At 64.0% G+C, this 25345-nt stretch carries 23 protein-coding genes and 1 other RNA gene; 8 read left to right on the top strand and 16 right to left on the bottom strand.

All coding sequences use genetic code 11. From position 1 onward, the window contains the following. Positions 1 to 118: 118 nt before the first annotated feature. The 11 genes from J2Y63_RS22880 to J2Y63_RS22830 all read right to left on the bottom strand — a co-directional run bounded on the left by J2Y63_RS22880 (position 119) and on the right by J2Y63_RS22830 (position 11263). Positions 119 to 1552, bottom strand: coding sequence for a UDP-N-acetylmuramoylalanyl-D-glutamyl-2,6-diaminopimelate--D-alanyl-D-alanine ligase (locus J2Y63_RS22880; protein ID WP_435267953.1), 1434 nt, complete (start codon positions 1550 to 1552; stop codon positions 119 to 121). After that, positions 1549 to 3000, bottom strand: a complete 1452-nt coding sequence (locus J2Y63_RS22875) for a UDP-N-acetylmuramoyl-L-alanyl-D-glutamate--2,6-diaminopimelate ligase (RefSeq protein WP_435267952.1) — start codon at positions 2998 to 3000, stop codon at positions 1549 to 1551. Before J2Y63_RS22875 ends, J2Y63_RS22880 begins: the two co-directional genes overlap by 4 nt. 65 nt (positions 3001 to 3065) lie before the next feature. After that, on the bottom strand, positions 3066 to 4817 hold the full coding sequence (locus J2Y63_RS22870) for a peptidoglycan D,D-transpeptidase FtsI family protein (RefSeq protein ID WP_256117164.1): 1752 nt from the start codon (positions 4815 to 4817) through the stop codon (positions 3066 to 3068). Next, a complete protein-coding gene (gene ftsL / locus J2Y63_RS22865; protein WP_256117165.1) occupies positions 4817 to 5212 on the bottom strand; it encodes a cell division protein FtsL in 396 nt (131 codons plus the stop codon). Before ftsL ends, J2Y63_RS22870 begins: the two co-directional genes overlap by 1 nt. Positions 5213 to 5215: 3 nt before the next feature. Continuing rightward, the gene (gene rsmH, locus J2Y63_RS22860; RefSeq protein ID WP_435267951.1) at positions 5216 to 6241 is read right to left on the bottom strand and encodes a 16S rRNA (cytosine(1402)-N(4))-methyltransferase RsmH; all 1026 of its coding nucleotides are present in this window, start codon (positions 6239 to 6241) and stop codon (positions 5216 to 5218) included. Between the two features lie 14 nt (positions 6242 to 6255). Next, a complete protein-coding gene (gene mraZ, locus J2Y63_RS22855; protein ID WP_256117167.1) occupies positions 6256 to 6696 on the bottom strand; it encodes a division/cell wall cluster transcriptional repressor MraZ in 441 nt (146 codons plus the stop codon). 420 nt (positions 6697 to 7116) lie between these two features. Next, an RNA gene (gene rnpB, locus J2Y63_RS22850) (RNase P RNA component class A) lies at positions 7117 to 7512 on the bottom strand. A gap of 50 nt (positions 7513 to 7562) precedes the next feature. Beyond that, a complete protein-coding gene (locus tag J2Y63_RS22845) occupies positions 7563 to 8744 on the bottom strand; it encodes an NAD(P)/FAD-dependent oxidoreductase (RefSeq protein WP_435267950.1) in 1182 nt (393 codons plus the stop codon). A gap of 78 nt (positions 8745 to 8822) precedes the next feature. Next, entirely contained in the window at positions 8823 to 9320 is a 498-nt protein-coding gene (locus tag J2Y63_RS22840; protein ID WP_435268025.1) for a lytic transglycosylase domain-containing protein, read from the bottom strand. A gap of 441 nt (positions 9321 to 9761) precedes the next feature. Beyond that, positions 9762 to 10526, bottom strand: coding sequence for an N-acetylmuramoyl-L-alanine amidase (locus J2Y63_RS22835; RefSeq protein WP_435267949.1), 765 nt, complete (start codon positions 10524 to 10526; stop codon positions 9762 to 9764). After that, a complete protein-coding gene (locus J2Y63_RS22830; RefSeq protein WP_435267948.1) occupies positions 10523 to 11263 on the bottom strand; it encodes a TerB family tellurite resistance protein in 741 nt (246 codons plus the stop codon). Before J2Y63_RS22830 ends, J2Y63_RS22835 begins: the two co-directional genes overlap by 4 nt. 252 nt (positions 11264 to 11515) lie before the next feature. Between J2Y63_RS22830 and J2Y63_RS22825 the strand changes: the two genes are divergently transcribed. From J2Y63_RS22825 to J2Y63_RS22815, 3 genes are all read left to right on the top strand, one after another. Beyond that, on the top strand, positions 11516 to 12730 hold the full coding sequence (locus J2Y63_RS22825; protein ID WP_256117172.1) for a pyrophosphate--fructose-6-phosphate 1-phosphotransferase: 1215 nt from the start codon (positions 11516 to 11518) through the stop codon (positions 12728 to 12730). A 71-nt stretch (positions 12731 to 12801) separates the two neighbouring features. Continuing rightward, positions 12802 to 13431: a LysE family translocator gene (locus J2Y63_RS22820; protein ID WP_435267947.1), complete on the top strand. Its 630-nt coding sequence runs from the start codon at positions 12802 to 12804 to the stop codon at positions 13429 to 13431. 132 nt (positions 13432 to 13563) lie between these two features. Continuing rightward, positions 13564 to 14478: a transglycosylase SLT domain-containing protein gene (locus J2Y63_RS22815; protein WP_435267946.1), complete on the top strand. Its 915-nt coding sequence runs from the start codon at positions 13564 to 13566 to the stop codon at positions 14476 to 14478. A 4-nt stretch (positions 14479 to 14482) separates the two neighbouring features. Here J2Y63_RS22815 and J2Y63_RS22810 read toward each other — a convergent pair whose 3' ends face one another. Next, a complete protein-coding gene (locus tag J2Y63_RS22810; protein WP_435267945.1) occupies positions 14483 to 15070 on the bottom strand; it encodes a GNAT family N-acetyltransferase in 588 nt (195 codons plus the stop codon). A gap of 81 nt (positions 15071 to 15151) precedes the next feature. On the opposite strand from J2Y63_RS22810, the gene J2Y63_RS22805 reads away from it, so the two are divergent. Then, positions 15152 to 15553, top strand: coding sequence for a ketosteroid isomerase-related protein (locus J2Y63_RS22805; RefSeq protein WP_435267944.1), 402 nt, complete (start codon positions 15152 to 15154; stop codon positions 15551 to 15553). Here J2Y63_RS22805 and J2Y63_RS22800 read toward each other — a convergent pair. Together J2Y63_RS22800 and J2Y63_RS22795 are read right to left on the bottom strand one after the other, a co-directional pair. Further along, a complete protein-coding gene (locus J2Y63_RS22800) occupies positions 15538 to 16935 on the bottom strand; it encodes a serine hydrolase domain-containing protein (RefSeq protein ID WP_435267943.1) in 1398 nt (465 codons plus the stop codon). The genes J2Y63_RS22805 and J2Y63_RS22800 overlap by 16 nt on opposite strands. Before the next feature lie 75 nt (positions 16936 to 17010). Beyond that, entirely contained in the window at positions 17011 to 18570 is a 1560-nt protein-coding gene (locus tag J2Y63_RS22795) for a putative bifunctional diguanylate cyclase/phosphodiesterase (protein ID WP_435267942.1), read from the bottom strand. A gap of 236 nt (positions 18571 to 18806) precedes the next feature. On the opposite strand from J2Y63_RS22795, the gene J2Y63_RS22790 reads away from it, so the two are divergent. From J2Y63_RS22790 to J2Y63_RS22775, 4 genes are all read left to right on the top strand, one after another. Then, entirely contained in the window at positions 18807 to 19472 is a 666-nt protein-coding gene (locus J2Y63_RS22790; protein WP_256117182.1) for an outer membrane protein, read from the top strand. Between the two features lie 163 nt (positions 19473 to 19635). Beyond that, positions 19636 to 20415 carry a glycoside hydrolase family 25 protein gene (locus J2Y63_RS22785; protein ID WP_256117183.1) on the top strand — a complete coding sequence of 260 codons (780 nt, stop codon included), beginning with the start codon at positions 19636 to 19638 and terminating at the stop codon, positions 20413 to 20415. A 132-nt stretch (positions 20416 to 20547) separates the two neighbouring features. Continuing rightward, the gene (locus J2Y63_RS22780) at positions 20548 to 21768 is read left to right on the top strand and encodes a lytic murein transglycosylase (protein WP_256117184.1); all 1221 of its coding nucleotides are present in this window, start codon (positions 20548 to 20550) and stop codon (positions 21766 to 21768) included. Between the two features lie 112 nt (positions 21769 to 21880). After that, the gene (locus J2Y63_RS22775) at positions 21881 to 22816 is read left to right on the top strand and encodes a DMT family transporter (RefSeq protein ID WP_435267941.1); all 936 of its coding nucleotides are present in this window, start codon (positions 21881 to 21883) and stop codon (positions 22814 to 22816) included. 488 nt (positions 22817 to 23304) lie between these two features. On the opposite strand, the gene metF is transcribed toward J2Y63_RS22775, so the two are convergent. Beyond that, positions 23305 to 24210, bottom strand: a complete 906-nt coding sequence (metF, locus tag J2Y63_RS22770; protein ID WP_435267940.1) for a methylenetetrahydrofolate reductase [NAD(P)H] — start codon at positions 24208 to 24210, stop codon at positions 23305 to 23307. Position 24211: 1 nt separating this feature from the next. After that, on the bottom strand, positions 24212 to 25219 hold the full coding sequence (locus J2Y63_RS22765) for an ArsR/SmtB family transcription factor (protein ID WP_435267939.1): 1008 nt from the start codon (positions 25217 to 25219) through the stop codon (positions 24212 to 24214). Positions 25220 to 25345 lie beyond the last annotated feature (126 nt).

Here is a 25345-nt window from a genome sequence, read left to right as displayed (position 1 = left end):
CGAGATGGGAAAATCACATAAAAAGCGAGGTCCGGCGGGCTTTTTGTCTGACGCAATTCCGGACGCAAAACCGCTTTCGCACTTTTGCTGGAATTGCTTTAAGCCCGGCCGAACCTCCTCAACTCTCGCGTCCCCTCTCGGAGAACGCCGGATATTTGTCAAGCAGGGCCGCCACGATGCGGCTAAATCCCGTGCCCTTCGACGATTTGACGACCAGCACGTCGCCCGGCCGCACTGCGCCAAGCGCGAAGGCGGCGAGGTCGTCGGCGGTGTCGCGATATTCCCTCTGCACGCCCTCCGGCAGCGCATCCCTCAGCGCCGCCATGTCGGGGCCGGCAAGCCAGACATCGCCAATGCCGGCTTCGACCAGCGGTTCGGCAAGGCCGGCATGGACGGAGGGCGAATGTTCCCCCATTTCCAGCATGTCGCCTAGCACGGCGATGCGCCGCCCGCCCTCATGCGGTTCGGCATCGCGCAAGAGCGCGATTGCCGCGCGCATCGAGGCCGGACTGGCATTATAGCTTTCGTCGATCAGCGTGAACCAGCCGCCATCTTTGGCAAGCTGGTAACGGCGCCCGCGGCCTTTTTCAGCCTGCATGGTGGCAAGGCCCGCCATCGCCTTCTCGATATCGCCGCCGGTCAGGTGTACGGCGCCAAGCACGGCCACGGCATTTTCGGCAATGTGCCGGCCGGGGGCGCCCATCGGCACTTCCAGCGTCTGCCCGCCGATCGCCGCGCGAAGCAGGCCGCCCTCGGCGCTCGGCATGAAATCGAGCAAGCGGAACTCCGCCTTCGGATCGGCGCCGAAACTGTGGATGTGGGAAACGCCGGCTGCCTTCGCCGCCTTTTCGAGGAAGGCGAACTGCTCGTTGTCGCGGTTGAGGATGGCATGGCCGCCCGGCACAACGCCCTCGAAGATTTCCGCCTTGGCGGCGGCAATCTCTTCGAGGTCGCGGAAATTGCCGAGATGGGCCGGCGCGATCGTCGTGATCATCGCCACATGCGGGCGCACCATGGCGACCAGCGGGCGGATCTCGTTGGCATGATTCATGCCGATTTCGAAAATGCCGAAATCCGTGGTTTCCGGCATGCGGGCGAGCGTCAGCGGCACGCCCCAGTGATTGTTGAAGGAGGCGACGGAGGCATGCACGCTGCCGGATGGCGCGAGCGCCTGGCGCAGCATCTCCTTGCTGGTCGTCTTGCCGACGGAGCCGGTGACGGCGATGATGCGGGCCGCGGTGCGATCGCGCGCGGCACAGCCGAGATCGACCAGCGCCTGGAGAACGTCCGGCACCACGATCATCGGCGTCACGAGCCGGCCGAGCGCCGGCAACTTGCCCTCGCTGACGACGAGCAGTGCGGCGCCATTGGCGACGGCGAAGCTTGCAAAATCATGGCCGTCGACGCGATCGCCCTTGATGGCGAAGAAGGCTTCGCCGGCTCCGATCGCGCGGCTGTCGATGGAAATGCCGGTCACGCCCTGCGGCAGGTTGCCGATGGGACGGCCATGCATGGCCGCGACGAGATCAGCGCTGGTCCAGAGCCATTTCACCGGTCGAGCTCCTCCAAGGCCTTGCGCAATTCCGCATGGTCGGAGAATGGCAGCGTCACCGCGCCGACGGTCTGCCCCTCCTCATGCCCCTTGCCCGCGACGATCAGCGTATCGCCCGACTGCAACATCCGAACGGCACTGCGGATCGCCTCCGCCCGGTCGCCGATCTCGGTCGCGCCCTTGGCGGCGTCCATGATCTCGGCGCGGATGGTGGCCGGCACTTCGGAGCGCGGATTGTCGTCGGTGACGATGACCACGTCGGCAAGCCGCGTGGCGATTTCGCCCATGATCGGCCGCTTGCCCTTGTCGCGATCGCCGCCGCAGCCGAAGACCACGATGACGCGGCCGGTCGTGAAGGGACGCACGGAGGTCAGCACGTTTTCCAGCGCATCCGGCTTGTGGGCATAGTCGACATAGGCGAGCGCGCCGTTCTTCGCGTGACCGACCAGTTCGAGGCGGCCGGAAGCGCCGATGAGCTTTTCGAGGGCGGCCATCGCGACGGGGGCCGGAACGCCGGTCGACATGGCAAGACCAGCCGCGACCAGCGCATTCGCCACCTGGAAATCGCCGGCGAGCGGAATGTGCACTTCATAGATATCGTCGCCGACATGCACTTCGGCGGTCTGCTTGTGGCGGAAATGCTCGACGCGCTTCAGCGCCAGATAGTCGCCCTTGCGGCCGACCGTGCGCACGTCGAGCCCGGCCTTGCGCGCGGCATCCGTCGCAACGCCAGACCATTCGTCGTCGGCATAGATGATGGCGGGAAAACCCTTCGGCAGCAGCGTATCGAACAGCCGCATCTTGGAGGCCATGTAGTGCTCGACCGTCGGATGGTAATCCATATGGTCGCGGCCGAGATTGGTGAAGGCCGCGGCGGCGAGCTTCACGCCGTCGAGGCGCGCCTGGTCGAGGCCATGGCTTGAGGCTTCCATCGCCGCATGTGTAACGTCGGCATCGGCCAGTTCGGCGAGGAGTTCATGCAACGACACCGGATCGGGCGTCGTCAGCGAGCCGTAATCGTTGCGGCCGGGCGCGACGACACCGGTCGTGCCGATCATCGCGGCCGCATGGCCGGCATGCGCCCAGATCTGGCGCGTGAAGGAGGCGACGGAGGTCTTTCCCGCGGTGCCGGTGACGGCGACCATGGTCTCCGGCTGGCGGCCATGGAAACGGGCGGCGGCGAGCGCCAGGAAACGGCGCGGCTCGGCAACGGCAATGACCGGAACGGCGGCTTCGACGGCCGCACCAGTGGAAACCACGACGGCGGCGGCACCCCGGGAAACCGCATCGGCAACGAAGGTGCTGCCATCGGCCTTGGTGCCCGAAAGGGCGACGAAGAGGTCGCCCGGCTTCACCTTCCGGCTGTCGCTGGTTATGCCGCTGATGTCTATCGCGGCGGCGGCGCCCAGGTCGTAGGTTTCGGGTCCGGCGAGGTCACTGATCTTCATTGTCTGCTCTGTTGCTTTCCATGGGCCGCCGTTTCACTTCCGAATCGGCGTCCCGTCTTCTCCATTCAATAAGACACAAGCAAGGCAGACCCGTCCTCACCAAATTTCGGCTTTACACCGAGAAGGGCTGCCGAGCGGCGGATGATCTCTCCGACCATCGGGGCAGCGTTAAGGCCGGCGGTGCGGCCCCCGCCCTCGCCCGTCTGCGGCGCATCGATGAAGGTCAGGACCACGTATTTCGGGTCGTCGATCGGGAAGGCCGAGAGGAAGGCGTTGAAGTTCTGCGTGTTGGAATAACGCCCGCCGACGACCTTGTTGGCCGTGCCCGTCTTGCCGCCGACATTGAAGCCCGGAACGAGCGCGCGGCGGCCGGAACCGTCGTTTGCGTTGAGCTTGAAGAGATAGCGCATCTGCTCGCCGGTTTCCGGCTTGACGACCACCTTGGCCACCTCGTTCGCCTCTTCGGCCGTGCGCGGCAGGAAGGTCGGGTTGATGAGCAGGCCGCCGTTCATCAGCGCTGCCGCCGCCACCGCCGTCTGCAACGGCGTCGTCGAGACGCCGTGGCCGAAGGAGATGGTGATCGAGTTGATCTTCTTCCATTCGCGCGGCTGCGACGGGGTCTTCACCTCCGGCAGTTCCGTGTCGAGCTTGGTGAGCAGGCCCATGCGGGTCAGGAATTCCTTGTGCCCGGCAATGCCGACGACGTCGGCCATCTTCGCCGTGCCGATGTTCGAGGAATACTGGAAGATTTCCGGCACGGTCAGCACGCGGTGTTTTCCGTGGAAGTCCTTGATGGTGAAGCCGCCGATGCGGATCGGCGCGCGCGCGTCAAAACTGTCGGTAAGCTTCACCTTGCCCGAATCGAGCGCCATCGCGGTGGTGAAGCTCTTGAAGGTCGAGCCCATCTCGAACGTGCCGTTCGACATGCGGTTCATCCAGCCGTCCTTGGCGCCGGCGGCCGGGTTGTTCGGGTCATAATCCGGCACGGAGGCCATGGCGAGGATCTCGCCGGTGTGCACGTCCATCACGACGGCACCGGCGGCCAGCGCCTTGTATTTCTCCATGCCCGTCGCAACGACATCGCGCACGATGGCCTGGACGCGCAGGTCGATCGAAAGCCGAACCGGCTCCAGCTTGGCGTCGCTCGTCATGCCGATGGCGGCAAGGTCGGCGAGGCCCTGGCTGTCGATATAGCGCTCCATGCCGGCAATGCCGCGGTTGTCGATATTGACGTGGCCGACGATGTGCGAGGCGGTGACGCCGCCTGGATAGAAGCGGCGCTTTTCCGGCCGGAAGCCGACACCGGGAATGCCGAGGGCAAGAATGCGGCTCTGCTGCTTGGGCGTGAGCTGGCGCTTCAGCCACTGGAAACGGGATTTCGAGGTGAGCTTGCGGTAGATGCCGCGCCGGTCGAGTTCCGGCAGCACGGTGGCGAGCATTTCGACCGCCTCGTCCGCGTCGACGATCTTGTGCGGTTCGGCATAGAGCGAAACGGTGCGGATGTCGGTGGCGAGGATTTCGCCGTTGCGGTCGACGATGTCGGGGCGCGAGGCCATCAGGTGGTCGGCCGGGCCGATCGAGGACACGGTTTCCGGCGAGGCCATGCCATATTGCACCAGGCGCCCGCCGATCACGGCATAGACCATGCCGAAGCAGCAGATGATGACGGCGACACGGCTGCGGGCCTGCGAGCCCGTGCGCTTGCGCGTGCCCTCGAAGGCCTGGCCGCCATTGCCGCCGGTCCTATTGTTATTGTTGCCGCCGGCGTTGAAATGCGCCTTGCTCTTGACGTCCATGATGCGGGAGAGAAACGACATCAGTTGGCCACCGATCCGGTTTGGATTGCGTCCGTGGTCTTCTTCTTGGTCTTCTTGCCGTCCTGGGCGACCTTTTCGTCCTTCTCCGGCTCCAGCGCCGGCAGCTCGGCCGTCGCCATGGGCAACTCGCTCGGCTGCGCAAGCTGGGTCGATTCGGTCGGCACGAGCTTCAGGTCGGTCTCGTAGGCTTTCACCAGGCGGTTGAGGCGGTTCGGCTGGGTCAGCAGCGCCCAGTCGGCCTTCAGCAGGTCGATCGTGTCTTCTTCCAGCTTGATCTCGGCATCGAGCTTGCGCACCTGCTCGAGCTTGTTCTCGGCCTGGTGCTTGATCGAGTAGGTGACGGTGGCTGCTGCGGTCATGACGGCGATCATCACGACATCAAGGGTACGGAACATCACTCAGCTTCCCATCTTCTCAAGGCTGGCAAGGTTGGGCAGGTCGAAAATGGACAGATCATCCGTCCCGGCAGGAGCGCTGGTGCGCTCGCCTGCCCTAAGCTTCGCGGATCTTGCGCGCGGATTGACCGCACTCTCCTCGTCGCTGGCCGCCACCATAGGGCGCCCGACTGGTGCGAAGGTTGCGGCCTTGTCGTGAACTTCGGGCAAATGCCGGGATCCGGCAGCCTTTCCGGCGCGATCCTGGAAGAATTTCTTGACGATCCGGTCTTCCAGCGAGTGGAAGCTGACGACGACGAGCCGTCCGCCCGGCTTCAAGGCACGCTCGGCAGCAAACAGCGCTTCCGCGAGCTCGCCGAGCTCGTCATTGACGAAGACGCGTAGCGCCTGGAAGACGCGCGTCGCCGGATGGATCTTGTCCTTGGCCTTACGGGGCGTCGTCAGCTCGATGAGGTTGGCAAGCTGGCGCGTCGTGGTGAAGAGTTCTTTTTCGCGCGCCTTCTCGATGGCGCGGGCGATGCGGCCGGACTGCTTCTCCTCACCGAGGAAACCGAAGATACGGATGAGGTCGGAGACCTTGGCCCGGTTGACGACATCGGCCGCCGAAACGCCCGAGGCAGACATGCGCATGTCGAGCGGGCCGTTCTTCTGGAAGGAGAAGCCGCGCTCGGCCTCGTCGATCTGCATGGAGGAAACGCCGATATCGAGCACGACGCCATCGAGACCGCCTGCGGGCGCATGATCGGCAAGCTCGGAAAAGCGGGAATGGATGAGGGAAAGTCTGCCACCCGAAGCTTCGACCAGCGGTTGGCCGCCGGCAATCGCGTTGGGATCGCGGTCGAGCCCGATGACATTCGCCCCTTCGGCCAGGATGGCAGACGTATAGCCGCCGGCGCCGAAGGTGCCGTCAAGAATGACCTGGCCGGGTTTGGGCGCGAGCGCCGCGATGACCTCGGAGAGAAGAACCGGAATGTGACGGACCGGTCCGTCATCGGCTTCAGTAAAACCTCCGCCAAGATCCGCCGTCATTCCGATTCTCCGTCTTACCCCGAGCCCAGACCTCGCAACCTGAACTCTTCCCGGGCGGCCGCCTGCGTCTCTTCGAATGCTTGCGGTGCCCAGAGCTGAAAATGATCCGCCCGACCGACAAAGGTCACGTCCGTGGTGATGCCCGTATAGTCCCGGATGAAATCCGTGACCGGCAGGCGCCCCTCCGAATCGAGCTTCATGAAGACGCCGCCCCCGTGAATGAGGAGCGACATCCGATTGGCTTTCGGCGAAAAAACATCCTCGCTGGCGATCTGGCGCTCCAAACGATCGAGCAAATCCAGCCCACCGACGCTGATGGCCGGAAAGGTGAAATCCTGAAAGCAGTACAGCTCCCGGATGTCGCGCTGCGACAGAACGGAACGGAATGCCGAGGGGACGGAAACCCTCCCCTTTGCATCGATCCTGTTTGTCGCATTCGACAGGAATCGGTTCATGACACGCTACAGCCGCTTCCCCTACCGGAACGCTGTGCATCCGCCCCGGCATAACCAACACAACACCACGCGCATGGACCAGCCCAGATGCAACGCATTCGCGTCGCACCGTCCCCAGCCGGTTAGCCTCAAAGCTTTGCGATGGTCGGACGCTCATGCGTCCTCGTGCAGTGTGATTTTGGGATACCATGGGACCATATGGGCGTCAATGGGAAGGAACCTCTTTCCCGGTCATCGGACCGTCAAACGTTTATAAGGCGTTAAGTTTAACAAATGGTTAGAAAACGCCGCCCAAGGCCTTGTATTTACACATTCTGAAACACCGGCCGCGTACGTTTCAACGCGCAGCAAGGCATGCGCGAACCCCAAGGATTTCAGCGCATTAGCACGTCATAAAAAATCATCGTCCGGAGGAGGTTTTTTGCCAGTTGGCCTGTAAGCCGGGTTCTGTATGGCTCCGACTGACGCCGGAACGTGGCAGCCATTCATCTGGGACCGGACTTGCGCCCGGCCTCTTGCAACCCACCCGGATGACCGGCCCGGAAACGGGCTGAAACGCTTGCGCGTTTCGCGTCATCCCTATTCGGTTTTGCTCCCGGTGGGGTTTGCCTTGCCAGCCCTGTCGCCAGGACCGCGGTGGGCTCTTACCCCACCCTTTCACCCTTACCTTCCGAGGAAGGCGGTTTGCTTTCTGTGGCACTTTCCCTGGGGTCGCCCCCGCCGGACGTTATCCGGCACCGTGTTTCCGTGGAGCCCGGACTTTCCTCACCCTGCGGCCTTTCGGCACTTGCAAGGCGCGGCTGCCCGGCCAACTGGCAGGCGCTGACTAGCCCATGCGGAACGGAAAGACCAGAGAGAAACGGAGCTTAGCGGAAATGAACGGCGAAATCCGTTTTGTAGTCCGGTTCGTCCATCCGGCCGCGAATCACCAGGTCCGCGCCGATGCGGCCGATCTCGTCGGAACTTTTCGCCGCCGCCCCGTTGCCGCCCGTCAGAAGCGCCACGCGCTCACCCCCGACGAAGCCGGCATAGGGATAGCCGTGCACGGTATAGGTCGTGACGCAGGGAACGGAAATCAGCCGCACCGGATCGAGGTCCGGAATGGAACGGGCCAGCAGCCGCTTGAGATGGGCGGCCGCTTCCGGACCACCCTCGCCGTGGAACCAGTCGCGGATCGCCTGCTCCTCCTCGATCTCGATGTCCGTCGGGTCACCACCGATCTTGAGATAGGACTGGCCGTCGGGATAGACGATCGGCGGCAGGAAGTAGAAATGCTCCGAGGGGATGGTGCTCTCGTCGATCCAGGACGGCATGTCCTGGTAAGCTGCCGCCTGCCCCGGCGAAAGCTGCGCCAGCACGACCGTGCGCGCCTTGATCGTCAGCGCCGGCACCTTCGGCAACAGCCCTGGTGCCCGCGAAAAGCCGCCGGTCGCCACCAGCACGCGCCCGCCCGTCACGACCTCGCCCGACTTCAGCGTGACCGTCGCCCAGTCGCCCGCATCGGTCACCGAGACCACATCCTCAAGAATAGAAACACCGCCCGCCTTCTCGAAGCAGACGATCTGCGCGGCGACGAGCTTGCGCGGGTCGATATAACCGGCACCCTTCGCCTCGAAGACGCCCGCCGAGGTTTTCGGCAGGTCGAACCAGGGGAAACGCGAGCGTAGTTCCGCGCGGTTGAGCACGGGTGCGTCGAGCCCGTGGCGCTTCGCCACCGCCTCGACCGAATTGACGAAATCGCCGCCGACGGGACCGCTGATCAGGCAGCCGGTCTCGCCGTAGAAGGCGATGCCGCTCTCGGCCTCGATCTCGCGGTAGCGCGCGATGGAGCGGTTGGCGAGCAGGGCCCAGTCGGGGTCCTGGTCAATGGTGCGGGTGATGCGGCCGCTGTCGTAATGGCTGGAGAAGACACCGTCATGGTTTTGCCAGTCGACAGGTTCGCCCCGGCCGACGAGCGCCACGGAAGCGCCCGTTCCCGACAGGTGCCGCGCTGCCGCAGCCCCCATCATGCCCCTGCCGACGACGACGAAATCGAAATGCCGATCCATGCTGCACCCTCACCTGAATGCTCACGGCATAGCATGCTCGCGGGCCGATTCCAGCCCGCGAAACCTCGCTCGTCGACATTAGTCGATGATGCTCTGGACCTTGCCGCAATAGCGCTTGGAGACCGGGTTCATGCGCTTGGCACCATGGCCGGCATTGTATTTCAGGATCGTGCCGCAGGTCGTGCCGCCGCCAAGTTCATGGGCCATGGCGAGATACTTCATGCCGAACTTGATGTTGGTTTCCGGATCGTAGAGCCCCTTGGCGCCACCGCTGTAGCCCATGGCACGCGCCGTCGCCGGCTTGATCTGCATGAGGCCGATTTCGCCGGCACTGCCGCGCGCCCGCGGGTTGAAATTGCTCTCGACGCGAACGACGGCATGGGCGAGATCCACCGGCACGCCATAGGTCTTCGCATAGGTCTGGATCAGGTTGGAATAGCTTGCCGACTTCAGGTCCGCCGTCAGCGGGTTTTCCGCCTTCGGATAACCGGTCGTGCTGTTGAAGGTCTTCAGCTTGCCGACGACCACGCCGTCCTTGTCGACGACCGTCGTGCGCTTGGAGCGCTTGCTCGCCACTTTGCGGGATTTCGTCTTGCTGGCTACCTTTTGCGATTTCGCCTTGCTGGAAACCTTCTGGGGTTTCGCCTTGCTGCCCGCATCTTCCTTGGCGGAGGGCTGGAAGAGATATTGTTTTTTCGTCGGCCCGTGGGTGGCCTCGGCATGCGCCATTCCGGCGGAAAAAACGGACACACAAAAGCAGGCCGCGCTAAGGGCAGCAAGAAGTCTTCTCATCTAGTTTTCGTCTCCAAAAGGCGCAAAGGCAGAGCCCTGGCCGGCGGCATCTCAAGCCGCACAGACCGCGCAAACGTCTCGATCCTCGTTGATAGCGATCAGGCCCTGACCGCATGTTGCGCTGCACTGAACGCAGCCGGAAAAGACATGGCCAATCGGGTCAGGATGTGGCGAAGCGGTAAACTTCTGTTACAGTCTTTAATATTCGAATATTCGGAATGGCTCTCAGGCGGCCAGCCGCGGCAGGGCGGAAAGCAGCCTGTGCAGCGTGTCGATGGTCGAAAAATCGGCGATGCCATCGACCCGTTCCGGCCGGAAATGGCGCTGGAAAGCGGCGACGTCCCCCTCGGTTTTTTCGGAGTAAAAGCCATTGATTTCAGTGCCATAGCCGTAGAGCGACAACATCGTCTGCAAGGCTTCGACGGGTTGGCCCGAATCGCCGCGCTGGAAGAAGCGCCCGCCGGCGATCGGCGACGGCGCCACCCAGTGCCCGACACCCGCCGCGTGGAGACGCATCCAGGGGAATTTTTCACCCGGATCGACCTTGCGAATGGGGGCCACATCGCTGTGCGCCAGCACCCGCTCGGGGGCGATTTCCCACCTTCTGCCACAATCGAGACACAGTTCGACGACCGCTTTCACCTGCATTTCGGGGAAATCCGGCAGCCCGCCGGGATGGCCGGCATTGGCGATCTCGATGCCGATGGAGGCCGAATTGATGTCGGCCTCGCCCTTCCAGATGCTCTTGCCCGCATGCCAGGCGCGGTCCGCCTCGCGCACGAGCTGCTCGACGCGCCCGTCTTCGTGCACGAAGTAGTGACAGGAGACCTGGCTTTCCGGCGCGCGAAGCCACTTCAGCGCGCCGTCTGCCGTTGCCATGCCGGTATAATGCAGGAGGATGATGTCCGGTGAGCGCCCGCCCGCCCGTTCGCCAAAGTTCGGCGACGGCGCGGCGGTCGCACCGGAATAGTCACATGTGAATGCGCTCATGCAGCGCAGCGTTCCTTCTCGATCGCCTCATAGGCAGCGTTGAGCGCGGCCATGCGGTCGTTCGCGATCTGATGGAACTCGGCCGGCACGCCACGCGCCACCAGCCTATCAGGATGGTTCTCGGAGGCAAGCACCCGGTAGCGCTTGCGGATCTCGGCAAAATCATCGCTCGGCTTGACGCCCAGCACCTTGTAGGGGTCGCGGCCGCTGACATGGACGTGGCGCGCGGTGATCTGCTCGAAGCGCTCGTCGGCCATGCCGAAGATTTCAGCGACGCGGCCGAGGAAGGCCATCTCGTTCTCGTGGATCAGACCGTCGGCCTTGGCGATATGGAACAGGCCATCGACGATGTCTTCGAGGATCGGGCAATTCTTCTCGCAGGAGACGCAGAGCGCCCTCATCTTCTCCGCATAGGCCTCGTAGCCGGCAACATCCTGGCGCGCGAGGTTATAGAGCCGGGCGACATTGGCCGCCTGGTTGTCGGGATATTTGAAGATGTCCTTGAAGGCATCCACCTCGGCCGTCGTGACGATGCCGTCGGCCTTCGCCATCTTGGCGGAAAGCGCGATCATCGCGATCGAGAAGGCAACCTGCTTGCGCGTTTCCGGATCCCCCTCGAAGAGGGTACGCACGGCTTCCACCACGCCGGACAGCACGTTGCTGGCGGCATCCGAGACCATGCCGACGAGGCGATCCCATACGGCACTGATGAAGCAACTGGGCGAATTCTGGAACATAAGGTGATCTTGATCAGACAATTGCAGGGAAAGCAAGGCACGGAACCCGCATTTCTTGTCCGGATGACGAAATTTTGATGGCCCTCATGAAGTGGAGGCATCGGAAATCCGGCGCTGCGGTATTTTCGCCTGTGGAGCACGAAAGACAATCCGTCATGGAGTGCGGATAAGTTCACCGCGCCGTTTCCCTTGAGGGGATTCTGCGCTAGACAACGCCCACCCATCTAGACGTGCTGAAGCCGAGGAGGAATTATGGCCAAGCAGAAAGTCGCAATGCTGACCGCCGGCGGGCTCGCGCCCTGCCTGTCGTCCGCCGTCGGAGGCCTCATCGAGCGTTACAGCGACGTCGCACCGGAGATCGAGCTCGTCGCCTATCGCTCGGGCTACCAGGGCGTGCTGCTTGGCGACCGCATCGAAATTACCAAGGACATGCGCGAGAAGGCGCCGCTCCTGCACCGCTACGGCGGCTCGCCGATCGGCAACAGCCGCGTCAAGCTGACGAACGCCGCCGACTGCGTGAAGCGCGGCCTCGTCAAGGAAGGCGAGAACCCGCTGCGCGTGGCCGCCGAGCGCCTCGCCAAGGACGGCATTACCATCCTGCACACGATCGGCGGCGACGACACCAACACGACGGCCGCCGACCTTGCCGCCTATCTCGGCGCCAACGGCTACAACCTCACCGTCGTCGGCCTGCCGAAGACGGTGGACAACGACGTCGTGCCGATCCGCCAGTCGCTCGGCGCCTGGACGGCAGCCGAAGTCGGCGCCGGCTTCTTCGACCATGTCAGCAACGAACAGAGTGCCGCCCCGAAGACGCTGGTCGTGCATGAAGTGATGGGCCGCCATTGCGGCTGGCTCACCGCCGCCACCGCGCGTGCCTATATCCAGAAGACCGGCGCCAACGAATATGTCGACGGCTTCATGATGAACAAGCAGCTGAAGAACATCGACGGCCTCTACCTGCCGGAGCTGGACTTCAACCTGGAGGCCGAGGCCGAACGCCTGAAGGCCACCATGGACCGCGCCGGCTTCGTCACGCTCTTCGTCTCGGAAGGCGCCTGCCTCGACGCCATCGTCGCCGAGCGGGAAGCCGCCGGCGAAACCGTCAAGCGCGACGCCTTCGGCCATGTGAAGATCGACACGATCAATGTCGGCAACTGGTTCTCCAAGCAGTTCGCGGCCCTGCTAGGCGCCGAACGCTCCATGGTGCAGAAGTCCGGCTACTACGCCCGCTCGGCCCCCGCCAATCGCGACGACCTGCGCCTGATCCAGAGCATGACCGACCTCGCCGTCGAAAGCGCGCTGAACAAGGTCTCCGGCGTCACCGGCCATGACGAGGGCCAGGGCGGGAAGCTCCGCACCATCGAATTCCCGCGCATCAAGGGCGGCAAGCACTTCGACACCTCGGCCAAGTGGTTCGGCGAGGTGATGGATGTCATCGGCCAGAAGTGGAAGCCGGCGGACTGATGATTGTCCTTGACGTCCAAAATGCGTGATGGCTTGCTCCCCGGATCGATACTGATCCGGGGAGTTTTTTTATGTCCTTCGAACATTGGCTGGCCTTCGCCGCAGCCTCAGCCGTCATGCTGGCCATTCCAGGCCCGACGATCCTCCTCGTGATCTCCTATGCGCTCGGCCATGGCCGCCGCACGGCGGGCGCCACCGTCGCGGGCGTGGCCCTCGGCGATTTCACCGCCATGACCGCCTCCATGCTCGGCCTCGGCGCGCTGCTTGCGACCTCCGCCGCCGTCTTCACCGTGTTGAAATGGGTGGGCGCCGCCTATCTCATCTGGCTCGGCATCAAGCTTTGGCGGGCACCCGTCTCCAGCGGTGCCGAAGGGGAAGCGCCAGCGGAGGAAAAGCCGTTCCGCATCTTCGCCCATGCCTATGTGGTGACGGCGCTGAACCCTAAGAGCATCATCTTCTTCGTCGCCTTCCTGCCGCAGTTCCTCGACCTAACCCAGCCGGTGCTGCCGCAGATGGTGATCTTCGAAATCACCTTCCTCGTGCTCGCCACGCTGAACGCCTTTTCCTACGCCCTGCTCGCCGCCGCCGCCCGCAAGACCATCCGCAAACCATCGGTCCAGAAGGTCGTCAACCGCACCGGCGGCACGCTCTTGATCGGCGCCGGATTGCTCACCGCCGGCCTCAAGCGGGCGACCACCTGAAACGTCGGTAAGCCTACGGGTTGCCGCTTCGCGCCTGATCGGCTATGGACGGGGACGGCCACGGCCGATTGATTTGCAAAACGTGCGGGCGTTCCAGCGCCCGCGCATCCCGGCAAACCGAGAGCGACGACCATGGCTGATACTTCCGTTTCCCGTCCGGCACGCATTGCCACGCTTGCCTGCGCAGGCCTTCTTGTTACGCTTGCGGGCTGCGCCAGCGTCGCCGACGACGCGACCTCGGCGAAAACCGTGTCGCCCACGTCGACCACGGAAATTGCCGCTGCGGACGGCGCGACGACCGAAGTCGCCTATGCCGCCCTGCCCGCCGCCAAGCCCGGCACGGAGAACACGGCTGAAGCCCTGCCGACGCCGATCATGGTTGCCGTTGCGACCGATGCCGAAGGTGGTGCCGTCCCGGTCTCGGCCCTTACGGAATCGAAATCCATGACGGGTGCAGCCGCCGCGACGGCTGCCCTTGCCGGCAACACGGCGAGCGATGTTCAGCCCATGGACACGGTCATCGGCGTCTCGGTGATGGAGCCGGGCTTCGACAGCGGCGAGCCGGAAGGCCTCGAACAGCTTGTCGCGAGCCGCAAGATCGTGCCGATGGCCAAGCCCGCGCTCATCAGCAACGCCGTGCTGACCACTGAGACACGCCTCGTCGTGCCGCAGGGCGATCAGCCGTTCAAGAAGTCCGGCACGCCGATCGACGCGATCATCAGCAAATATGCCGCACTCTACGGCATACCGGAATCGCTGCTGCATCGCGTCGTCAAGCGCGAGAGCACCTACAACCCCAAGGCCTATAATCGCGGCCATTACGGCCTGATGCAGATCAAATATGCTACGGCCAAGAGCATGGGCTTCGACGGCCCGGCCGAAGGCCTGTTCGACGCCGAAACGAACATCAAATATGCCGGCAAATACCTGCGCGGCGCCTGGATGGTCGCGGATGACAAGAACGACGGCGCGGTGCGCCTCTACGCGGCCGGTTATTATTATCACGCCAAGCGCAAGGGCCTGCTCGACGAGACCGGCCTGAGATAAGCCGCTACCGCGCAGCCTTCAGCCAGAACGACATCGGCTTTTCCGTTTCGTTTTCTTCCCCGATATCCTGCCAGGCCAGCATCGTGCGCAAGTCGGCGCGGTGCACGTAACCGCGCTTGCCCCAGAATGCATCGAGCGGCACATAGTCCGCCGGGCGCAGCGGATGGTCCTGCGGCCGTTCGACGGCGCAGAAGGTGCACCAGTCGAAGCGGCCGAGGCGGCGCGCATAGGCTTCGCGCTCCTCGAAGAAGCGCACGCCGAGCCCCCTGCCCCGATAGGTCGAGAGCAGCACCGATTCGCCGAAATAGAAGACCTTTTCCGGAGCGATGCCGGCGGCAATGAACGGCGCTTGAAAAACGCCAGACGCATCCGGCATCGGCACGCCGGTCGAGGCGCCGACGATGCGTTCGCCATCGAGCGCCAGCACGAACAGGCTTTCTGGCGACCTTGCATAGGTGGCGAGATAGGAGGCCTCGTAGTCCTCGCTGCCTTCGTAGAGGTAAGGAAACGCGCGGAAGACTTGTGTGCGCAGCCGCGCGAGGTCCGCGACATGCGGCGTCACGGCTTCTCCCTGGACGATCTTGATCTGCATGATCCGTGAATGTTCCCAAAGGCTTGAACAATGCTATAAGGCGATGTGGTTCCGCCTGACGCCATTGATATGAGGGATGACATGCCAGCAAAAGAGACGATCCGCGCCTATTACGATGCTTTCAACAGGCAGGATATGGAGGCCTTCCTCGATCTCTTGCACGACGACGTCGTCCACGACATCAACCAGGGCGGCCGGCAGGTCGGCAAGCAGGCGTTTCGCGACTTCATGGCGCATATGAACCGCAGCTACCGCGAGACGCTGACCGACATCGTCATCATGTCGAGCGAGGACGGCAAACGCGGTGCGGCGGAATTCGTCGTCAACGGCCAGTACCTCGCCACCGACGAGGGCCTGCCGGAGGCGAACGGCCAGACCTATGTGCTGCCCGCCGGCGCCTTCTTCGAGATCCGCGACGGCAAGGTCGCGCGCATCTCCAACACCTACAACCTCAACGACTGGATCGCTCAGGTCGGTGCCTGAGCGGTTTTCGCATCCAGCACATCGAGGATGCGCTTGATCAGGACCTGGGGCCGGTAGCCGCGTTTCGACGGCGTCAGCCCCAGCCGGATCACCGCCAGCTTGCGCGACGGGATGATCGCGGCCGACTGCCCGTCATGGCCGAGTATCCAGAACGTTTCGTCCGGCAGGCCGTAATCCGTGTCACTCTCCCGGCCCGGCCCCATGGTCCAGGTCTGCATCTGGCTATAGGCGCCGCCCGAGGCCTTGGTCGCCGTCGCCATGGCGCCGACGAACCCTACCGGCAGCAGCCGGCTCCCCTTCCAGACACCGTCGTTCAACAGAAACAGCGAGAACCGCGCCCAGTCGCGCGCCGTCGCGTACATATAGGACGAGCCGACGAAGATGCCGGTCTCGTCGGGCTCCATCACCGCGCTCGCCATGCCGAGCGGCGCAAACAGCGCCTTTGCCGGGAAGGACAGCGCCTGGCTGCGCCCGCCGAGCGCGCCCATCCACAGGCGTGAGAGCAGCATCGCGGTGCCGCTCGAATAGTTGAACTTTTCGCCCGGATTGGCCTCCAGCGGCAGCGACAGCACGAAGCGCGTCATGTCCGGCTCCAGGAAGAGCATGCGCGTGACATCGGCGACATCGCCATAGCTCTCGTTGAAGGCCAGCCCGCTTTCCATGGCGAGAAGCTGGGCGAGTGTGATCTGCGAGCGCGCATCCTCCCGCCATTCCGGAAACAGGCCCTTCATCTCCGGCGAAAGCGCCCCGGCCTGCATCAGCTGCCCGACCAGCGCCGCATTGACCGACTTGGTCATCGACCAGCCGAGCAGCGGCGTTTTGGCATCGAATCCGTCGCCATAGGCTTCCGCGACGATGCGCCCGTCATGCACCACTACGGTCGCGCGCATGCCCGGGCCGGTGAGGCTCGTATCGGCAAGCAGCGCCGACAGGTCTGCGTCCAGCGTCACAGCCTCGCCATCCGGCCAGGCCACGGCCGGGTCCGCCACCGGCAGTTTTGGCAGCGCGATATCGGAAACGGCCTGATGCGCGGCACGAAAATCGCCGTCGGGCACGCTGGAGCAGCCGAATCCCTCATGCCAGGCGGCATAACCCGGTGCGAAGAGGCCAAGCAAATGGGTCGTCACGGTCTTGCCGGCGAGATCGACGTCCTGCCGCATCAGCTTCAACAGCGGATGCCCGGGCGCCTGCACGTCCTCGGCAAGCACTTGCGCCGGATCGCGGCCGGAAACGAAGACGCTGGAGCAGACGATTTTTGCGGCATAACCGGAGCCGACGCTGAGCAGCGCGGGCGGCGATACGATGAGCCAGCTCGCCCCCACCAGGACGACGAGGGCAAGGAGGGAAAGCACCCAAGCGGCCAGCCTGTAGAATCGTCTCATAACGGCCTCTCCTTCCAGTCGCGAGACAAGCAGGATTCCACTGTCATGAAAAGGCTTTTCGCGCTTGTGACAACGTCAGGCCGAACGACGATTTTCCGTGTGTAGAAGGAAGCGCATCACATCCTGCGCGGCCACCGGCCCGGAAATCAGGAAACCCTGCGCCTCGGAAGCGCCGCGCTGGCGGATGAAATCGAGCTGGCCTTCCGATTCGATGCCCTCCACCGTGGTCGTCACCTGGAATGTCTGGCCGAGCTTCAGGATGATATCGACCAGGTCGGCGTCCCGCTTGCTCTCCATCATCGCGCGCGCAAACGAGCGGTCGATCTTCAGCTGGTCGATCGGGAAGGCACGCAGGTTGTTGATCGAGGAAAAGCCGATGCCGAAATCGTCGAGCGCGACGCGAACGCCATGATCGCGCAGCTCGCAGAGGCTCTCGCGGATCACCGTCTCGTCGACCGAGAAGACCGATTCCGTCACCTCGATCGTCAGGCGCCCCGGCGCAAGCCCGGCCTCGGCCAGGCACGTCTTCACATAGTCGACGAAGGCGCGGTCCTTGAACTGGTCGCCGACGACATTGACGGCGACGCCGGCCGGTGCGGGCCATTTCGCCGCCTCCCGGCAGGCCTCGCGCACCACCCAGTTTCCGAGCGGCAGGATGAGACCGGTCTTTTCCGCCGCCGGAATGAACAGGTCCGGCATGATCCGCCCCTTTTCGGGATGCCGCCAGCGCAGCAACGCTTCGAAGGAGCGCACGACGCGGCTTTCGACGCCGACGATCGGCTGGTATTCGAGGAAGAATTCATCGGCCCCCATGGCACGGGCGAGATCGTGCTCGATGGCCGCGCGCGCCTGAACGGCGGCGGCGAGCGCCGCATCGAAGAAGCGGAAGCCGCTGCCCGGAATGTCCTTCGCCTCGTAGAGCGCAACATCGGCGCGCTTCAGAAGCTCGGACATCGAGGCATCGCTCGCCTCCATATAGGTGACCCCGATGCTGCACCCACTCGATACCCGATGCCTCACCAGCTCGAACGGCTCTTCGAACAGCGCACAGATCGTGCGGCAGACATCTTCGATTTTGCCTGTAGACGGGCGTCCCGCAATGGTCACAACGAACTCGTCGCCGCCGAGCCGGTAGACGCCGGCGGTTGCTGACAGCGAATGGCGCAGCCGGCCGGCGATGGCTTCCAGAAGCGCATCGCCTACATCGTGCCCCAAGCTATCGTTGACGAACTTGAAGCGATCGAGATCGAGAAGCAGGAGGGCGGGACGATCGTCCGCCTCCCTCGCTTCCACGATCGTCTGTATGTCCCGCTCCAGGCAGAAGCGGTTCGCAAGCCCGGTCAGCCGGTCGTGATAGGCCTCGTGCGTCAGCCGCTGTTCCGTCTGCCGGCGCTGGTGAAGTTCCGCGACGAGCCGCGCCTTCGACCGGCCGATCTCGTAGAAGCCGACGCCAAAAAAGACCGGCATGAGGGCAAGTGCGGTGGCGGTCGGCGCGGAAAAACCGAAAAGGCTGGCCTGCGTATGGTCGCGCAGAAACTGGTCGGCGGCTACACATATTGTCGGTAGGAAGGCTCCGAAAACCGATCCCACCAACGCATAGCGCTGCTCGATCTTCGGCGAGAAGTTTTTCAACATCATGTAACCCTAAACCGTTGTTATCATGACAACAGGGCGCATTCGACCGGGCATCGGCCGCACGAATGTTTCTAGAGGACAAAGAATGACAGAGTGTTAAGGGAGCGTTGGCATTCGCCCCCAAGATTCAACGGGATTCCGTCTCCAGGGAACCATGGCCGGCTTCAGACGTTTGGGGCCTTGTTGTCATTCGTGCGTGGGGCTTCGCGCGACTATCGAGTGGGAAGGACCATCAGATGAAATCCATGATCTTCGGTGCCGCCGGCATCCTCGTTTCCGCCGGTGCGCTTCCGGTCTTCGCGGCCGACATGGCCGTTGCCGAACCGCCGATCGAAACACCGATCGTCGAGACGGCCGGCATCTACGATTGGGGCGGCTTTTATGTCGGTGTGAACGGCGGTTACGGCTGGACGAATGCCGATTCGGGCGGCCCGGCGCCAGCCATCGACCAGGACCTCGGCGGCTTCGCGCTCGGCGCCTTTGCCGGCTATAACTTCTTCAACAACGGTTGGGTCTACGGTGTCGAAGCCGACGTCAAACACGACTTCAACAACGAGCGCTTCTCGTCCGGCGGCACGCGCTACGAGGCGGAGACGAACTGGGGCGGGTCGGTCCGCGCCCGTCTCGGCTACGCCTTCGACCGCACGCTGATCTACGGCACGGGCGGCTGGGCCTTCACCCGCGCCGAACTCCGGGACCGCGATGCCGGTGTGACGGAGAAGGACACGGCGCATGGCTGGACGGTCGGCGCCGGCGTCGAGCAGGCCTTCACCGACACGGTGGCGGGCCGCGTCGAGTATCGCTACACCGACTACGGCAATTCCGACATCTTCGATGCGGCAGGCCGCCGGGGCGACCTCGATTCGCATTCGATCATGCTCGGCGTCAGCATGAAGTTCTGACATTGATCCGGGCGGCGGCATCAGCCGCCGCCCCGGTTTAACGTCCCGCTAACCGTAATTTTACGAAAATACGCGATAGGTCATGGGACCTGCTCGCGCGCTCCCCTTTACGGCCCGCCCCATTCGAGGCAGGATTGGTAAACGCGCGAAACACGGGACCTCCATGCGTCGGCTCATTCTGGCTCTCCTGCCCCTCGCCTTCCTCGCCACGTCCTGTTCCACCACCGACTACGATCTCGTGGCGACCGCTTCCGTGCCGCCGCGCTTCGAGGACAAGGACCCGCAGGATTTTGGCGCCCGCACGCCGCATCGTCATCAGGTGCACGGCATCGACGTTTCGAAGTGGAACGGCGATATCGACTGGCACGCCGTCAAGAAAGGCGGCGTCTCCTTCGCCTTCCTGAAAGCGACCGAAGGCACAGACCGTCTGGACAGCCGGTTCAATGAATACTGGAGCGGTGCCCGCGCCGCCGGCGTGGCACACGCGCCCTATCACTTCTATTATTTCTGCTCGACGGCGGATGCGCAGGCCGACTGGTTCATCGCCAATGTGCCCAAGCAGGCGGTACAGCTTCCGCCGGTGCTGGATGCCGAATGGAACCCCGCCTCGCCGACCTGCAAGACCCGCCCGCCGGCCGACGAGGTACGCGTCGCGCTCAAGCGCTTCATGGACCGCCTCGAAGCGCATTACGGCAAGCGGCCGATCATCTACACAACCGTCGACTTCCACCGCGAAAATCTCGTCGGCCATTTCGAGAATTATCCCTTCTGGCTGCGCGCGGTGGCCGAGCATCCGGAAAACATCTATTCGTCGCGCAAGTGGGCGTTCTGGCAATATACCTCGACGGGCGTGGTTCCGGGCATTTCCGGCGACACGGACATCAACGTCTTCGCAGGTTCCGCCAAGAACTGGAACACCTGGGTGGCGACGGTTTCCCGCTGATTCCAGCACAATTGCGTGACAAAAAGCGGCAGCACGCCGAGGTTGCCTTTTTCTTCTTGCTTCCGTCACATTCATCTGAGACAGCCGGGCCAATCTGAGATAGCAGGGCAACGGACCCAAGGAGCATTCACGATGCGGCAAAACCTGAAGACGATACTCGCGGCAAGCCTCACGGCGCTTCTCCTCGCCGGCGGCGCCCATGCCCAGACGGCCGCAGGCACGGCAGCAGAGCCCGCCGCGGTCTGTGGTGGCGATATCAGCGCCTTCCTTCAGGGCGTGAAGGCCGAGGCGCTGACGCGCGGCGTTTCCGCCGAGATCGCCGACCGCGCGCTTGCCGGTGCCGCGATCGACCCGAAAGTGCTGTCGCGTGACCGCGCCCAGGGCGTCTTCCGCCAGACCTTCCTCGAATTTTCCAAGCGCACGGTCAGCCAGTCGCGCCTCGATATCGGCCGCAAGAAGCTGACGGACCTCTCCTCCGTCTTCGCCCGCTCCGAGCAAGAATTCGGCGTGCCCGGCGCGGTCATCGCCGCCTTCTGGGCGATGGAAACCGACTTCGGCGCCGTGCAGGGCGATTTCAACACCCGCAACGCCCTGGTGACGCTGTCGCATGACTGCCGCCGCCCGGAACTCTTCCGTCCGCAGCTTCTCGCCGCCGTCGAGATGGTCGGCCATGGCGACCTCGACCCGAACGGCACGACGGGCGCTTGGGCCGGCGAAATCGGCCAAGTGCAGATGCTGCCGAAGGACATCATCGAATTCGGCGTGGACGGCGACGGCGACGGCCATATCGACGTCAAGAAGAGCTCGCCGGACGCCATCCTGACGGCCGCGAAATTCATCCAGCATCTCGGCTTCGTGAAGGGCCAGCCCTGGATCCAGGAAGTCTCCGTGCCGGACGTGCTGCCTTTCGAAAAGACCGGCCTGCAGCCGGGCATGAAGGCCGCGGACTGGTTCGCGCTCGGCGTGACGCCGCGCGACGGCGACACCTCCTTCGGCAATCTCGAAGCCTCGCTGGTGATCCCGCAGGGCCGCAAAGGCCCGGCCTTCATCACCTATCCGAACTTCAACATCTATCTCGAATGGAACCAGTCCTTCATCTACACGACGTCGGCCGCCTATTTCGCGACGCGGCTTGCTGGCGCCCCGCCCTATGAGCGCGGCACGCCGGAAGAGGGTCTTTCCGAAGACGGCATGAAGCAGCTCCAGACCAAGCTGCAGGGCCTCGGCCACGACGTCGGCAAGGTCGATGGCATCCTCGGCTCCGGCACGCGCGCCGCGATCCAGAAGGAACAGCTCCGTCTCGGCCTGCCGGCCGACGGCTGGGCGACGCAGGCCCTGCTCTCCGCTCTCTGACGAAATCGGGTGGCCCCGCGCCGCCCGGTATTATACGACAGGACGAGACCAAGAACGCAGCCCGGTCATGCCGGGCTGTTTCTGTTTTGACGACATGCCCTGGGAGGGGACAATGGAACAGCGCGCCGCCCCGGCAGCAACGGGCATGAGCATCCAGACCTGGGGCCTGCTGGCCCTCCTCGGCATGATCTGGGGCGGCTCCTTCTTCTTTGCCCGCGTGGCCGTCGCCTATATACCGCCGGCGACCCTGGTGCTGCTGCGCGTCGGCATCGCCGCCCTCGCCCTCCATATCTATATTGCCGGCCGTTTCGGCATCTACCCGACGCTACGCGCCCGCTGGCGCGAATTCCTCCTGCTCGGCCTCATCAACAATGCCGTGCCGCACATGCTGATCTTCCTCGGCCAGACGCAGATCGGCGCCGGGCTTGCCGCCATCTTGAACGCCACGACGCCGATCTTCACGGTGCTCATCGCCAACAAGATGACTGAAGACGAAAAGCTCTCCTCGCAGAAGATCGCCGGCTGCCTCATCGGCCTCGTCGGCACCGCGGTGCTGATCGGTCCGCGCGCGCTGGCCCCCTTTACGGGTGACAGCGGCCCACCACTCTGGGCCGTTCTCCTGCCCGTGTTCGCCGCCGTCTCCTACGGCCTAGCCGCAACCTATGGCAAACGCTTCCGCGGCGTCGCCCCGCCGGTCACGGCCGCCGGCCAGCTCACCGCTTCGACGCTGCTGATGCTGCCGGTCTCCTTCGCGCTCGACACGCCCTGGCAGCTTTCCCTGCCGCCGCTGACCGCCATCCTCGCCGTGCTGGCGCTGGCGCTCATCTCGACCGCCTATGGCTACATCCTGTTCTTCCGAATCATGGCGGCGGCCGGCGCGACCAATACGTCGCTCGTCACGCTGCTCGTGCCGCCGAGCGCCATCCTCGCCGGCATGCTCTTCCTGGGTGAGGAACTGACGCCGCTGGGCATGCTCGGCATGGCCCTCGTGCTGTTCGGCCTGCTGGTGCTCGACGGGCGCGTTTTCGCCCGTTTCCGGCGCGCCTGAAAAAGCCGGGAACAAAGCGCGCTGCCGGCCGTTTCATGGCAATCCGCCGGATCGTCGGCCCGACTTGCGCCACAATGGTAAATGCACAATGTCGGCATTCGTCATCTGGTAGGGATTGTGAATTTTTTGTGGCATCCACATTAAGGGAGGAAATTCAGCAGGTTAGCGCTGTGAATAACCGACCGCCATTGGCCGTATGTTGCAGCGCAGCAACAAAACACCTTTCCAACACGCTTTTTTCGGTCGTAATATCAGGCCGCAAACGCAAGGAGGTAAGCCATGGGACTCACACATTCCTTGAATGTTCTGATGATCAGTGCAGCGTTCCTCTTCATCGCAACGATGATCTTCATCTGAAGCGAACCAAGCGCAGTCCGGGAGGTCAGGGACGAAAAATAACAAAAGACCCTGCCGAAACGAATTCGTGAAAGATGCATGGCCCCGGAGACGGCGCCATGCATTTTCATTTCAGGCAGCGTTTTGAAGGCTCAGGCCGCGGCGCCGGCAGCGGGCCGGCGGTCGATCTTGGCGAAACCGACGCGGTCGCAGACGGCCGAGACCAGCGTGGCGCGGTTCATCGTGTAGAAGTGGAACTCGCCGATGCCGCGGGCGATGAGATCCTCGATCTGCCTGGCCGCAAGGTCTATCGCCACGGGAGCGCGCTCCTGGGGCCGGTCGTCGACCGGCGCCAGCCGATCGGCAAGCCAGCCCGGCACCGAGGCGCCGCACATGCCGGCAAATTTCTGGACCTGGGAGAGGTTGTGCACCGGCAGGATACCCGGCACGACGGGGATCGTGATGCCGGCCTTGCGCACGCGCTCCAGGTAACGCTCGAAATCGTCGTTCTCGAAGAAGAACTGGGTGAGCGCGCGCGTCGCACCGCCATCCACCTTGCGCTTCAGCATGTCGATATCGGCCGCGACATCCGGGCTCTGCGGATGCTTTTCCGGATAGGCGGACACCGAGATCTCGAAATCGGCAAGCCCGCGCAGGCCGGCGGCGAGTTCCGCGGCATTGGCGTAGCCGCCCGGATGCGGATGATAGGCCGTGCCCACGCCGCCCGGCGGATCGCCACGCAGCGTCACGAAATGCCGGACCCCGACCGCCTGGAAATCGGCGACCACGGCATGCACCTCCTCCTTCGTCGCACCCACGCAGGTGAGATGCGAGGCGGCCGGCAGGCCCATCTTCAGGAGCTGGCGCACCGTCGATAGCGTCGGCACCTTGGTGGAGCCGCCAGCGCCGTAGGTCACCGACATGAAACCCGGATCATAGGCCGAAAGCTCGGCGGCCGTTTCCCAGAGCTGGCCTTCGGCCTCCGCCGATTTCGGCGGGAAGAACTCGAAAGACAGGCGGATGTCCTTGCGGGCTGGGCTTAGGGTCGCCGGTTTCATGTCAACTCCTCCTGCGGATCGCGATGGGGTCGGCCGCCCGCACGCGCTGGTCGCGGGCAAGCCAGATGGTAACGGTCAGCGCATCGTTGGCCGAATGCGCGGGGTTGAGGTCGACGACCTGCTCGACGGCGAGCCCCGCCTTCTCCAGCCATTCGGACATCGTCTGGTGCGAAAAGCCGAGGCGGATATGGGCGTGTTCGTCGCGCAGGTGTTCCAGCGCGTGGGGCGCCAGGTCGATGATGGCGAGGCGCCCGCCGGGGGCCAGCATGCGCGCCGCCTCCCCGATCGCCGCTTCCGGCTCTTCGAGGAAGTGCAGGACCTGATGGATCGTCACGACGTCGAACTCGTCGCGCTCCAGGGGCAGGTTGAAAATGTCGCCGTGGCGGATCGAGGCCTTGGTGATGCCGGCGCGGTCGAGATTGGCGCGCGCGACCGCGAGCATGTCACGGCTGGCATCGACGCCGACGCCGCGCCGGTAAAGCCCTTCGAAGAGCTGGAGGATGCGCCCCGTGCCGGTGCCGAGGTCGAGGAAGGCATCAACCGGCTCGGTGCCGATCAACTCGGCGAGCTTCGCCTCGACTTCCGCCTCGCTGACATGCAGGCGGCGCACCGCGTCCCACTCCGCCGCGTTGCGGCTGAAATAGGCCTGCGCCTTGTCGGAGCGGATCTTCTTCAGCGCCCGAAGCCGCTCGTCGTCGCGGGCGAAAACCGCATCCGCCGGGTCGCTGGCTTCGAGGAGCTGGCGGGCGAGCGCCACAGCCGGGCCACCCTGGCTCAGCCGGAAGAATGCCCAGGCGCCCTCCTGGTAGCGATCGATGAGGGCTGCCTCCGCAAGCAGCTTCAGGTGGCGCGAGATACGCGGCTGGGACTGGCCGAGGATGTCGGTTAGATCCGTCACGGTGAGATCACCATGCGCGAGCAGCGCGATGAGGCGAAGGCGCGTCGGTTCGCCCGCCGCCTTCAGGATCTCCACGATGTCGTCCAGTCCGAGTTTCTGCATGTCGCCCATGACCAATCCAATCAAGACATAAAGATATGTTTATGTGATTAACCCGCGTCGCGCAAGGGCAAATCCGTGTCGCTGATCTTCCCACCAACGGCCCCAAAGAAAAACCCCGGCAAGCCGGGGTTTGTC

This window comes from Shinella sp. BE166, from assembly GCF_051201095.1.
GTDB classification, from domain to species: domain Bacteria; phylum Pseudomonadota; class Alphaproteobacteria; order Rhizobiales; family Rhizobiaceae; genus Shinella; species Shinella lacus.
The sequence above is the reverse complement of the archived record's forward strand: the minus strand, read 5'-3'. Positions and strand labels throughout refer to the sequence as shown.